Below are 13878 nucleotides of genomic sequence, written 5' to 3' on the forward strand. Positions count from 1 at the left end.
GAGCAACAAGATATTGCGCTCGAATAATAGATGTATATTTTTTTATAGAGGTTTTAGTAACATTGCTAATACAATTGTTTGTCAAGTTACCAGGTGAAAGTTCAGGTATCTAAGAAGGTTTCCAACACAATTTATATAGCTAATTTCTCTTACTTGTAGATGATGAAGTGTTTTTTCTGAAAAAAAAGGTTTATATTAGTTAAATTGATTGATCATCTTAAAAAACGTATTTCAATTACATAGATAAAAAGGGATCCTCTAGGTAAAATATAGTGAATAATAATTTTTGATTATTTCCAATTTATTTTTTTGAAAGAATTTTGTCCCTTCATGGATAGAAGGAACTAACTTAATAAAAATGTATTAAAATAAAAATTAGTACAATTTAATAAAAGAAAGAAAAGTAAGGGTGAACCAGATGAGTGATAAACTTCAAGTCGAAATAGCAAATGATGGTGATTGCACTTGCAAGTATCTGATAAATGGTAATTGGAAGTATCTTTATTCTAAATATAAACCTAAAAAGATAAGACCATTTCATATTGATAATACTGTGGAAGCCTATATAGTATTGGGAATTGGTCTTGGCTATGAATTAGAACACTTATTAAACCATACATCTGACAAGCCTATATACGCAATTGAGTTTGATGCAGATTTCATTAAAGCTTGGAAGGCCAAAAATCTAACAGTCGATAAGGTTAAGGATTCAAGGATTACTTATTTGTTTGGAGAGGACTTTAAGAAAGTTTTTTTTCCTGAAGAACATTACCAAATCATAGTGAACAAAAACTTAGTTCAAATTAATCCTATTTATTATAGTGAGGTTCAAAAATATTTTTCGAAAGCTAAACCCAGAAGTAAAGAAAAGATTGTTGTCCTAAATCATATTACAATAGCAGAAGATTGTATAGATGCTTTTTCTAATATAGGTTATAAAGTTTACAAACTAAATTGGTTGAATGATAAGCACTTACTTTCTGAAATTTCCAGAATATCTCCACGCTATGTCTTTACAATTAATTTTAGCAAGAAAATTGCTCATATTTGTAAAGCATTAGAAATTATTTATATTTCTTGGACTGTTGATACACCAGCTTATTCTTTATATGATGAAAAAAATCTGAAATTCCATCATTGCTTTTATTTTATTTATGATCAGGGTGTTGTTAGTTCTTTAACAATAAAAGGGTTAGAGCGAGTCTTCTATTTACCGGTGGGAGTCAATGTTAATAGGTTTGATAAGATATTCATTGATCATAACGATAAAAAATTTATATCTGATATTTCTTTCGTTGGAACAACTGGAATGGAGAACGAATACAATCTAAAATTCAGACATACATTGTCGGATGAATTAAAGAAAAGGATTGAAGTGAAATTTCTTGAACAGATAACAAAACCCGACGAATCGATTTTGTATGATTTTATCGATGAGAGTATAATAAATTTATTTGAAAGAGAATTAGAGGGAAAAATATTGCATAATAATGAGGAGTTACTAGAAAGAAAAACTAAGCTATATTACTTACTTGGTAGAAAATATAGTCAACTAGAAAGAATGTATGTAATGAAAGAACTTTCTCAATTGGATTTAAAGGTATATGGAGATCAGTATTGGAGTGAAATTGTAAAAAGCCAATTTGTGGGAGAAGCTGAACATTTTAATGATATGCCAAAAATATTTAAATTAAGTAAAATTAATTTAAATATTACTAGGAAATTTGTTGAATCTGGATTACCAATGAGAGTTTTCGATATTTTAGGTGCAGGTGGATTTTTGTTAACAAATGAAAAGAAAGATATAAAGCGTTTATTTACTTTAGGAAAAGATTTAGAAGTTTTCCGTGACTGGCAAGATCTTAGAGAAATAATTAATTATTATTTAATTCACCCAAAAGCACGTGAACAATTACGATTAACTGGTCAAGAAACAGTTAGAAACCATCACACCTTTAAACATAGACTAGAGGAAATGATGAAGGTAGTCAATAGTAATAGTGAACTTTCGAAAATGATGAGATGATAGATGATCTCGAATATTCAGTATCGTTTCAATGCATATTTCTGCTGACAAGTGGATCAGTATGTTTGGTAGTGTATAAAAATCAAAGAATAAATAATAATTAACGAACGTTTTTTTTAATAGCAACAAATAAATCAGCCTTAACTTTCATTATGGAGTTGAGGCTAATCTCATTATAGGAGGGTGCGATAGAATATAAATAAAGTGGAAGCAATTAACTTTAAGTAATTGACTTAACTGAATTAATTGAATAAGCAATCCAATCCTTATTTTCTTTGTAATCAATGAAAGAATAATGTGAGCGGGAGGACTGTCAAGAACAAAGAAATGTTTTTATTCATTATTCTTGAAAACAAGAAACTTTTTATAGATGTGTTCTATTGGAATATTCTTATATGATCTTTCCTTTACTTATTTAACAAGGAACAATAAAGAATCTAATTCCAATGCGGATTACAATCTCAATGATATAAAATATAATCAATTTTGAATATTATTTTTGATAATCTATTTTACTCGCAGGTAGGGTTTTAAAACAACATTATTTAAGAAATAAAAATACAGTATGTTACTTTATTATTTGTACTAGAATAGTTGCGTAATTGGCGGTTTGATTTGTTATGTTCGTTGTAATATTAGATAGATATTATCTCAAATAAAGGAGAATACCTCGAAATGAAGGTGAAAATTTTTTCCTGCTAATAAACTAAATCCTACTAAATATATTTCTGTAGTAACCGATATAACAAATATATGTAACCATTAGGAGGATTCCAAAGGTGATTGACAAAGTGGCGGGGTTATCAGTGGGTATACATTCATACAATTCTTCAACCTCAAAAAGTAGAGAAATATCCGATAGTGAAATACAAAATAAGGCAGAAGGGCAACAGAGATCTCCATACAACCAAGAGCCTACCATAAAAGAGAAATTAGATAGTGTCGTCCGAGGAATGAACGAGTTTCTATCTTCTTCAAATACTCATCTAAAGTTTGAATTCCATGAAAAGTTAAAAGATTACTATGTCACAATAATAGATGACACAACAAAAGAAGTAGTAAAAGAAATACCATCCAAAAAAGTATTGGACATGCATGCAGCGATGAAAGAGTTTATTGGTTTAATGATAGATAAAAAGATTTAAAGGAGTGAGATTATGAGAGTCGGCGGCTTAGCGAGCGGGATGGATATCGATTCTATAGTAGCTGATTTAATGAAGGCAGAGAGAATGCCTCTTGATAAATTAAAGCAACAAAAGCAAATACTAGAATGGAAACGTGATGACTATCGATCAATGAACACTCTATTGTTGGACTTTCGTTCGGAACTTACTCAAATGAAATTTTCTTCTAAGTATAGTGCTCGAAAAACTACTTCAAGCAATGAAAATTTATTGACAGCAACAGCAACTTCTTCTGCTTCACAGGGGTCTTATAATATATCAAATGTCACACAATTAGCAAGTGCGGCAACACTTACTAATGGTGGGCAAATTTCCAATAATACTCTGGAACCGGCGAAAAGTCTTTTCTCTCAAACCTTTAGCAACAATATTACTTGGGTGGAGGGAGCAGTCGAAAAGCAAACCATCAATGTTGCAGCAGACGGAACGACTGAACTTGCTCTAAATGTGGATGCGATTGATTCAGGGACGTTGAATGTAAAGGTGGATGGGAAGAATTATAAAGTTGTTCAATCTTCTACTCCCGCTGCCGGAGAAGTGTATTTAGATGTGACGAACGATAAGTTAGTGTTTGGAGGTACTGGTTTATCTCAAGGGGCGGTGGTAAAAGCTGAGTTTATCACCCAGAACAGAACTGAAAATAAAACCATCGATGCAGCAGCCGGTACATGGCAGCTTGAGCGTGGATCCTTGAAGTCATTGAGTTCTTTTAAGATTAATGGAGCGACCTATTCGATTAGTGATGACACTGCAAATAATAGGTTTACCATAGGTGCAGATGTAGGATATATTGATAAAGAAACAGGAAAAGTTACTTTTAATGCGGAGCAAGCTTCAGGCACTTCTTTTGAAGCAACCTATACCCAAAACTACACTTCTTTTACTTTGGGAGCTCATACTTCAAAAGGCGAAACCTCTGAAAACTTTATTGTCCAAGGGAACCAGTCTTTAAATACCGTTATGAATAAAGTGAACGGCTCCAAGGTTGGACTTTCGATGGTGTATGACTCATTCTCAGACCAGGTGACTCTTACACGAACTGAAACAGGTAATTATAATGGTACTGAAACAAATAGGGAAATAAATACTTCAGGTGAATTCATTAATTCAGTATTAAAGTTTGATGCGAATGTTTACAATTCAGACCCCAATAAGGTAACTGAAACTGGCGGCGAAAATGCCCAATTCACCATTAATGGGCTTACTACGGAAAGGACATCAAATACCTTTACGATTAGCGGTGTCACTTTTACATTAAAGCAGACATTTACTACCGGCTCTGCTGGAATCTCAGTCAATAATGATACCGAAAAGGTGTATGAAAACATAAAAGGCTTTATTGAAAAATACAATGAGCTCATAGGGAAAATAAGTGATAAAACTTCAGAAGAATATTATCGTTCCTACAAACCTCTAACAGATGACCAGAAAGAATCACTGTCTGATAAACAGCAGGAAAAGTGGACAGACATGGCCAAAAGTGGATTGTTAAGAAGAGATCCAATCCTATCCAATGTACTTTCAGAAATGCGGATGGATTTCTATCAGCCGGTTCAAAACAGTGGAGTCTCTTCCGTATTTAATCAGTTAGCTTCCATAGGAATTACCACCACTAGCAATTATTTAGAAGGCGGGAAGCTTGTAATTAATGAAACTGAATTAAAAAAAGCAATTGAAGAAGATCCTTCTTCTGTTCAAAATCTTTTTTCTTGGGATGGATCTACTGAAGAAGAAAAGGGGATCATCAACCGGCTATACGATACGGCCAACAACGCTATGGACAAGCTAAAAGATAAAGCAGGAAATGCGTTTTCTAACAATCAGCAGTTTGCCATTGGAAGAAACTTGAATAATATGGATAATCGAATCGACCTCTTTGAAGACAGAATGAAGCAGGTTGAAGACCGTTACTGGCGTCAGTTCACTGCCATGGAGAAAGCGATACAAAAAGCTAATTCCCAGTCAGCTTATCTGATGCAACAGTTTAGTGGCATGTAATAATTTATTAAGGAATAGTGAGGAGTGGCAATATGGCTATTAACAACCCATACAAAACGTATCAAAACAACTCAGTCTCAACAGCATCACCCGGGGAGTTAACGCTTATGCTATACAATGGCTGTCTGAAGAATATTCAGTTTGCAAAAAAAGCAATCGTTGATAAACAGGTAGAAGTAAAAAATACTAACATTCAAAAGGCTCAAAATATTATCAGTGAACTCATGGTGACCCTGAATATGGACATTGCAGTTTCGAAAAATATTATGGCACTTTATGATTACCTGAATAGAAGGCTGATTGAAGCCAATCTAAAGAATGACACTGAAATTTTGGAAGAAATCGAGGGGTTTGTGACAGAATTTCGCGATACGTGGAAGCAAGTCATTCAAGCTAACAGACAGCAGCAATATGCAGGTTCAGGTGATAAAGCGTAATGTTGGCTGTTAAAGAATGTTATCTGTTGACCAAACAATTGGTCGAAGTTTTACAAGCGCTCCCTGATGAAGAGTGGGATGCTTACATTTCTAAAGTGGAAAATTTATTAGAGCGAAGAGATAGTGTCTTGGAGAAAATAGAGCCGCCCTTCATCGAACAAGAAGTAGAGCTGAGCAGAGAAATAATAAAGTGGAACCAAATGATTGACAATAAGATGACAGACTTTCGAGATCGTATCAAAAGGGAAATGAATGGAACTGTTAAAAAGAAAGTTTCAGTTAAAAAATACAAAAATCCTTATGATCATCTTCAAACGGACGGATATTATTATGATAAAAAGAATTGATTTTTCAATTAAACTCCTGATTAGTTAGGGGTTCTTTTTTTGTAAAAAGTGAATTGTGAAATTAGTAGACTGGTACCTACAAGACAAGCACCAAAAGAAATTAACAAAAAGATTACATAATGGTTTCTGTTTAAATACACAGAGTTACAGTTATTAAAATAGTAAAAAATAAATATTACTGGTGCGATAATTGACACTTAAATTAATGCGTATTTTCTGGAAAATAATTCATTCACCTGAGGATTACAAAACAAATTAATAACTTTTTGATATTATTATAGCAAAGGAACCAAGGGGAAACCTTTCCATTCCAATCTTGAAGGTTCGTTAGTTGATTATTAATCCATTATATATCAATGGGTGACGGAGGATATCTGTATACCTATTCTCGAAAAAGAGTGTGGGCTAACATGTGAATTGATTTTAAAGTTGGATATTCTCCTAAAGGTAAATCTAGACGATAAAGTGCATAATTTAGAGAATATTTTAAAATTGTTTCTCGCGTTGATTAATAAAGTATAAAGGGATTTTAAGAGACTATTAGTAAATAATTGCTGGTGTGAATAAAGCAAGTAGTATTAAAGGTACTGAAGTCGCTAAAGCTGTAGAAAATAGTCAGTAAGAAAAATTAACGATGGGAAGGGTGAATTTGTATCAGGTGGGATTATTAAAAAGCTAATTCAAATATTATGAAGTAAAACGAGCAAAAGTGGTTTTGCTTGAAATAATTTTTAAAGAAAATTGTTTTGATATTAGAACTCTAATGTTATAGATAATATTACTAGCTTTAATGAGTATGGTATAAATCCAGTAGTTGTTGAGCATATGTAGAATCTTTAGTAGTAAAAAATGGGAATGCCGTATTGATTTCGCTGATCTTGAAGAGGTTAATGATAGTGAATAATTTTTTTGGCAGTTGGTCATGAGGGGGTAAGAGTATAAATTTGTTAAAGATGTATTTACTAATTAGGAAAATGATAAAAAGGTAGTTATGATGTAAGAAAATTGGAAAATAAAATAAGGGGCTAAAGTTATTGGTATAATAGATAAAATGACATAAATCCAGGGTGGAATAAATTAAGTAAGAAGGTTTGGTATATTAATTCAAATTATAGTGTAAGTTTTTTTTTGAAAATTTATTAAAAAACCAAAAGGAAGTTGGATAAGATATTGATGTACATGTTCCAGTTTCTACATCGGTAGATAAGAAAAGTTTAAAGCTTGATGATTATACTACAATAAGTATAAATCATAGAATATATGATAGATTAATATTTTATTGTTTACTCAGTTGGTAGCGTTGGTAAACTATTACAACTAATATGCCCCGATATTAATTTTAAAATGGAAGAAAAAAGTTGTTTTGAAGAATAAGGGCTCAAAAATTTCACAAAATCTATAAACTAAAATAATAAACGAACAGGAGAATTTTTATGTTAAACAATAAAACAATCTTAGTTACAGGTGGTACAGGTTCTTTTGGGAAAAAATTCATATCAAGGGTGTTAGAACAAAATGTTAAAAAAGTTATTGTTTTTAGCCGTGATGAATTAAAACAATATGAAATGGCGCAGGAGTTCACTGATCCTCGAATCCGCTTCTTTATCGGAGATGTTCGTGACAAAGAGCGTTTATATAGAGCTTTTGATGGAGTGGATATTGTCATTCATGCAGCTGCATTAAAACATGTAGGTGCTTGTGAATATAATCCTTTTGAGGCTGTTAAAACCAATATTCATGGTGCTCAAAATATTATTGAGGCTGCCATCGATCGTGGTGTTGAAAAAGTAATAGCTCTAAGCACAGATAAAGCAGCAAGCCCAATTAACTTATATGGTGCGACTAAGTTAGCTTCAGACAAATTATTTGTTGCTGGAAATTCATATGCAGGTAATAAGGTAACAAGATTCTCGGTAGTTCGTTATGGCAATGTAGTAGGAAGTCGTGGAAGTGTAGTGCCATTCTTTAAAAAGCTTAAGACACAAGGAGAGATTCAATTTCCAATTACTGATGAACGCATGACACGTTTCTGGATTACATTAGACCAAGGTGTACAATTTGTTATTGATAATCTCCAGAGAATGAAAGGTGGAGAAATCTTCATACCTAAAATTCCTAGTATGAAAGTCGTGGATTTAGCTGAGGCAATAGCTCCTGAATGTGAAATTAAGATAGTTGGAATTCGTCCGGGAGAAAAATTACATGAAGCTATGATTAATGAAGATGATGCTCGTCAAACTTTAGAATATGATACTTACTATGTAATTCAACCGGAATTTCCATGGTGGAGAGAAGAATACTCAAACGGTGGTAAACATTTAGCGGAAGGGTTTACCTATATGAGCGATGTAAATGACCATTGGTTAACTGTTGATGAACTTAGAGAATTAGTAAACGAGTAATTACTATTTCTTCTATTTAAATATGGAAAGGAAGTTTAATATGGGTACTAAGACATTTAGAGACAGTTACTTACCATATGGGAGACAATGGATTGATGAAGAGGATATTCAATCAGTGGTAAATGTATTAAAAGGAGACTATCTAACAACTGGACCATCAGTAAATGAGTTTGAGAAAGCAGTTGCCTCTTACGTCAGTGCTAAGTATTCAGTTGCATTTTCGAATGGAACTGCTGCACTTCATGGTGCTTGCTTTGCTGCAGGTATTGGTGAAGGAGATGAAGTTATTACAACACCGATGACATTTGCTGCTAGTTCTAATTGTGTTCTTTATCAAGGTGGCAAGCCAGTTTTTGCAGATATTGATTCCGAAACTTATAATATTAATCCCAAAAAAGTTGCAGAGTTAATTAACGAGAACACAAAAGCAATTATTCCTGTCCATTTCACTGGACAGCCAGTTGCTCTAGATGAAATTCACCAACTTGCTAAAAAGCATAATTTGGTGGTAATTGAGGATGCAGCACATGCCTTGGGAGCGACTTATAAAGGTAAAAAGATAGGCTCATTAAGTGATATGACAATGTTTAGTTTTCATCCTGTGAAACATATTACTTCAGGAGAAGGCGGGATTATAACAACTAATAATGAAGAGTATTATCAAAAGCTATTACAATTTAGATCCCATGGAATAACACGAGAACCTGATAAGTTAATTGAAAACCATGGTCCTTGGTATTATGAAATGCAGTTCTTAGGCTTTAATTACCGAATGACAGATATTCAAGCTGCTCTTGGTACTAGTCAATTGAAGAAGATTGATAATTTTATTGACTTAAGAAAGAAGTATGTATCAATATACAATGAGGCTTTTAAAGGGATAAATGGAGTTCAAACACCATATCAGAATCAGTACGGGTCATCAAGCTGGCATTTATATATAATACGTTTAGATTTAGAAAAGTTTTCTGGGAGTAGAAAAGAAATTTTCAAAGCTTTACTTAATGAAAATATAGGTGTGAACGTACATTATATTCCTGTTCATCTTCTGCCTTACTATTCACAATTGGGTTATCAGCGTGGTATATGCCCAAATGCAGAAAATTTGTATGAGAAAATCATAACACTACCACTTTTCCCTTCAATGACAGAAGAAGATGTAATGGATGTAATAGCAGCTGTAAATAAAGTAATAAATACTTATCGAAAGTAGGGTAATTACATGAAAATTGCAGCTATTATACAAGCAAGAATGGGCTCGACAAGACTTTCAGGAAAAGTAATGAAGGATATAAAGGGAAGAACTGTATTATCGCATGTCATAGAGAGAGTTAAGCAATCTAATTTAATAGATGAGATTATTATTGCTACAACAGTACAAGAAAGAGATAACGTTATTGAAAACGAAGCACTTAAATATGATGCTAAAATATATAGGGGTAGTGAAGGTGACGTTCTAAGTCGTTACTATTTGGCTGCAAAAGAAAACAATATTGATATTATTGTAAGGATTACTTCAGACTGTCCTGTAATTGATCCAAACGTAATAGATAAAATAGTTAATTATTATTTGAATGAAAGTTGTGCAATTGTAACCAATGCTGGGTCAGATATAAGTCAAAGAACATTTCCTAGGGGTTTAGACACAGAAGTATTTTCTATTAAGGTATTAGAAGATGCATTTATTAATGGACAGGAAAAGTACCATAGAGAACACGTTACTCCTTACGTATATGAAAATAATAATAATAAAATACATTACTATAAAAATAATGTTGACTATTCAAAGTATCGTTGGACTCTAGATACCAAAGAGGACTTTGAGCTAATAAATGAAATATATAATAGGTTATATATAGGGAAACATGACTTTTATCTCCAAGATATTATTGAGATATTTAAGCAAGATCCAAAACTTTTTACAATCAATGCACATATTGAGCAAAAGAAAATCAATTAAACATAAGGGTGAAAAGTATGAGAGTGTTGATTTTCACAGAAGGCGGTAATCAAATAGGGTTAGGGCATATCTCAAGGTGTAGCTCTTTATATGATGAGTTGTTGGATAGAGGGATTGAAGTTGAATTCATTATTAATAGTGACACGTTTCGATTTGAAATTCTAAAAGATAAGAAATACAAAATAGTTAATTGGTTGTCAAAAGAATTTTTAACCAACTATATTAAACAGAGCGACTACTGCATTGTAGACTCTTACTTGGCTAGTGAAAATTTATATCAAGTTATTTCAAATTGTGCAAGGAAAACTCTATTTATTGATGATGTTGGAAGGATTGAATATCCAAAAGGTATTGTAGTTAACCCATCTCTAAGTACAAAAGTAGTTAAGTATCCTATGAATGATACTAATTGCTATTTACTTGGTCCAAAATATATCATTTTGAGGAACTCCTTTATAGGAATAAAAAGGAAAGAAGTTAATCAGCAAGTTAAAGAAGTGCTGATAACATTAGGTGGGTCAGATTTACACAATCTAACTCCGAGCATTTTAAAACAATTTGCTCTAAAAAACTCAGATATTACTTTTAATGTAGTGATAGGAAATGAATTTGATAATATTGAAGAAATAAAGAGTTACTCATTAAATAATATTAATTTCTATGAGAGTGCTTCCGCTGAGGAAATGAAATCAATAATGTTAAAATCTGATTTTGCGATAACCGCTGCAGGGCAAACTATCTATGAATTATTAGCTACTCAAACACCTTTTATTCCAATAAAAGTAATTGAAAATCAGCAAAATAATATTAGTGCTTTATTTGATCTTAATTTGATCGAGAGAGCCCTTGAATTCAGTGATACTTGCTTAAGTGAAAAGTTAATTGTTGAATTTGAGAATATTATGAATTTTAGTACTCGAATAAGGATGGTAGAACGATTTAAAGAAGTAGCTGATGGACTAGGGAGTAAACGAATTATTGAAATGATTTTATCGGGAGAGGTTATGGAAAAAGATTACTATTTAAGAAAAGTGAAAGATGAAGACATTTCTGCCGCGTTTCAATTATCTAATGAGGATTACGTAAGAAAGCACTCAATAAATAAATCAAAAATTAATTGGGAAGATCACAAGGCTTGGTTTCGGAGGATTATAAATTCCGCTAATGATGTATTTTATGTTGTGACAGATCATACCGAGGAATTCCTTGGGCAGTTAAGGTATAAAATAGAGGGTGAATCTGGAGTTGTAAGTATTAGTTTAGGTAAGTCAATTGCAGGAAAAGGCTTCAGTAAAGAATTACTAAAGAAAAGCATTGAATTAATTCGCGAGGAAAGAAATGATTTAAAAAAGATCATAGCCTATGTCTCAAATGAAAATTTTGCCTCCAAAAAGTTGTTTGAAAATGTAGGTTTTAGTTCTCATGAAAATACTAGTGGCTTTTTTAAGTATATTTACACAATTAAATAGAGGTGGAAAATTATAAATGCTTATCGATAATTTTGACATAAATAAAAAAGTATTCGTAATTGCAGAGATGTCTGCTAACCATGGACATGATATTAAAATTGCGAAAGAAACAATAAAAGCTGCAAAAGAAGCTGGGGCAGATGCTATTAAGTTCCAGACATATACTGCGGATACTATAACGATTGATTGTAATAATGATTATTTTCAAGTTAAGCAAGATACAATATGGGATGGGAGAACGTTGCATGACCTTTATAAAGAGGCTCATACACCTTGGGAATGGCATGAAGAATTAATGGATTATGCCAGAGAACTAGGTTTGATATGCTTCTCCAGTCCGTTTGATAAAACGGCAGTTGATATGTTGGAGAGTCTAAATGTTCCTGCTTATAAGATAGCATCATTCGAAATAACGGATATTCCTTTAATAGAATATGTTGCTTCAAAAATGAAACCAATAATAATCTCAACTGGAATTGCAACTTTAGGTGAAATTGATGATGCTGTACAAGCATGTAGAAGAGTGGGAAATAATCAGATCATTTTATTAAAATGTACATCTTCATATCCAGCAAAAATCGAAGATGCTAACCTAAGAACAATGCAAAACCTAAAAGAAACCTTTGATGTGGAAGTAGGATTATCAGATCATACACTAGGTGTTACAGTCCCTATCGTATCTGTAGCTCTAGGAGCAAGAGTAATTGAAAAGCACTTTATTTTAGATAAAAGTATTGGAGGTCCAGATGCTAGCTTTTCACTTGATAAACATGAATTTAAGTGTCTGGTGGAATCAGTAAGGGACGCAGAGAAGGCTTTGGGATGTGTTGATTATAAGCTTACGGAGAAAAAAGAGAAAAGTAGAGAGTTTTCCCGTTCATTATTTATTGTAAAAGATGTTCAAAAAGGAGAAATCCTTACTGAAGAAAATGTTAGGTCAATTAGACCAGGCTATGGGTTGAAACCTAAATATACTAATAAAGTGATTGGAAATAAGGCAAAACAAAATATCCTAAAAGGGACACCAGTAAGTTGGGATATAATAAAATAATTTAAAAGATAATTAGGCGAGGGTTTTTCTTAAAAGTTACTAACCTAATTTATAAGTTTATTAATAGTGACTTATTAAATTTATCCTTGCCTTCATATATCGCCATGCTTTACTGTACATCATTTAAGAGTGATCTGAGATATACAGTTTAAACAATATAGGTTAAGCTTACAGGGATTTCACCTTCGATCATTCAGGCCAAAATTTAATTAGAACACATAAAAAATGAGAAGATATATATTTATGCCTAAAAGTTAAAGAAAAATATCCCCCCACCAAACTTCTAAAACAATTAATCAAATCAAACGACTGCAAGTATAGAATTTCAGCTTTAAGACAAACTGCTTTTTATTAGAATTCTCCACTTAATAACAACAATTCAAACAATTGTGGGTATGTTTCGATTGCCCTCTTTACTTTCTTTACATGGATCTGTGACGAGGTTCTTCGATGACATTATGGGTTAACCCGAATAACAAAAAGAATATTTGGGATCTATATTTGTTTTAATTTTCTATACTTCATTAGCCTCTATTTTATTTTTTATTAAATTCTATAGGTGCAATGTTGTTTAAAACTATTCCTGTCTCCTCTTTTTTAAGGCAGCTGAAGGAGAAATAATCCCCTGGGGCAATTTTCCGGTCATTGTAATAGAATTATTATTGCAGGTGAAAGTAGTCCTATTCTTTCAATTGATCAGGCTAATGAATGTTTATCCAGATATTGAGAAGGCTTGGAGCCATCCAGAACCGACTGGAGTATGTTCTATCTGTTTCAGAGATTTCAGTGGACACAACTTCATCAGCTATATTACATATCGAGGACGCAGACATTGTCAAACAAGTGCTGAAGCGCCTGATTATTGCAGTGAAAATGAGCCACTTATGCGGAGTTTTGAGCCAGTCATTGCGGAGAAAAGAGCCACCACCCTTTGCGGAATGCGTTGCCACTATAAATAGAATAGAGAAAGGCCTCCTGTATAATTATCTTGCATGCCAGTAAGC

Annotated in this window: 11 protein-coding genes; all 11 read left to right on the forward strand. The window is 32.6% G+C overall.

The features are described from left to right. Positions 1–418 precede the first annotated feature (418 nt). The 11 genes from M1E09_RS02155 to M1E09_RS02205 all read left to right on the forward strand — a co-directional run bounded on the left by M1E09_RS02155 (position 419) and on the right by M1E09_RS02205 (position 13876). Positions 419–2026, forward strand: a complete 1608-nt coding sequence (locus M1E09_RS02155; RefSeq protein WP_456273262.1) for a glycosyltransferase family protein — start codon at positions 419–421, stop codon at positions 2024–2026. Between the two features lie 779 nt (positions 2027–2805). Next, positions 2806–3171: a flagellar protein FlaG gene (gene flaG, locus M1E09_RS02160; RefSeq protein WP_456273263.1), complete on the forward strand. Its 366-nt coding sequence runs from the start codon at positions 2806–2808 to the stop codon at positions 3169–3171. A 12-nt stretch (positions 3172–3183) separates the two neighbouring features. Next, complete coding sequence (gene fliD / locus M1E09_RS02165) at positions 3184–5208, forward strand: flagellar filament capping protein FliD (protein WP_456273264.1); 2025 nt, start codon at positions 3184–3186, stop codon at positions 5206–5208. A gap of 32 nt (positions 5209–5240) precedes the next feature. Continuing rightward, positions 5241–5645: a flagellar export chaperone FliS gene (gene fliS, locus M1E09_RS02170; RefSeq protein WP_456273265.1), complete on the forward strand. Its 405-nt coding sequence runs from the start codon at positions 5241–5243 to the stop codon at positions 5643–5645. Continuing rightward, positions 5645–5992 (forward strand): hypothetical protein, encoded by a 348-nt coding sequence (locus M1E09_RS02175; RefSeq protein WP_456273266.1) that lies wholly within the window; start codon positions 5645–5647, stop codon positions 5990–5992. Before fliS ends, M1E09_RS02175 begins: the two co-directional genes overlap by 1 nt. A gap of 1433 nt (positions 5993–7425) precedes the next feature. Beyond that, entirely contained in the window at positions 7426–8394 is a 969-nt protein-coding gene (gene pseB, locus M1E09_RS02180) for a UDP-N-acetylglucosamine 4,6-dehydratase (inverting) (RefSeq protein WP_456273267.1), read from the forward strand. A 40-nt stretch (positions 8395–8434) separates the two neighbouring features. Next, positions 8435–9607 carry a UDP-4-amino-4,6-dideoxy-N-acetyl-beta-L-altrosamine transaminase gene (gene pseC, locus M1E09_RS02185; RefSeq protein ID WP_456273268.1) on the forward strand — a complete coding sequence of 391 codons (1173 nt, stop codon included), beginning with the start codon at positions 8435–8437 and terminating at the stop codon, positions 9605–9607. A 9-nt stretch (positions 9608–9616) separates the two neighbouring features. Next, positions 9617–10354 carry a cytidylyltransferase domain-containing protein gene (locus M1E09_RS02190; protein WP_456273269.1) on the forward strand — a complete coding sequence of 246 codons (738 nt, stop codon included), beginning with the start codon at positions 9617–9619 and terminating at the stop codon, positions 10352–10354. Positions 10355–10371: 17 nt separating this feature from the next. Next, positions 10372–11823: a UDP-2,4-diacetamido-2,4,6-trideoxy-beta-L-altropyranose hydrolase gene (pseG, locus tag M1E09_RS02195; RefSeq protein ID WP_456273270.1), complete on the forward strand. Its 1452-nt coding sequence runs from the start codon at positions 10372–10374 to the stop codon at positions 11821–11823. 16 nt (positions 11824–11839) lie between these two features. Next, complete coding sequence (pseI, locus tag M1E09_RS02200; RefSeq protein ID WP_456273271.1) at positions 11840–12874, forward strand: pseudaminic acid synthase; 1035 nt, start codon at positions 11840–11842, stop codon at positions 12872–12874. Between the two features lie 708 nt (positions 12875–13582). After that, positions 13583–13876, forward strand: coding sequence for a hypothetical protein (locus M1E09_RS02205; protein ID WP_456273272.1), 294 nt, complete (start codon positions 13583–13585; stop codon positions 13874–13876). Positions 13877–13878: the final 2 nt, after the last annotated feature.

Source organism: Bacillus sp. AK031, assembly GCF_053903065.1.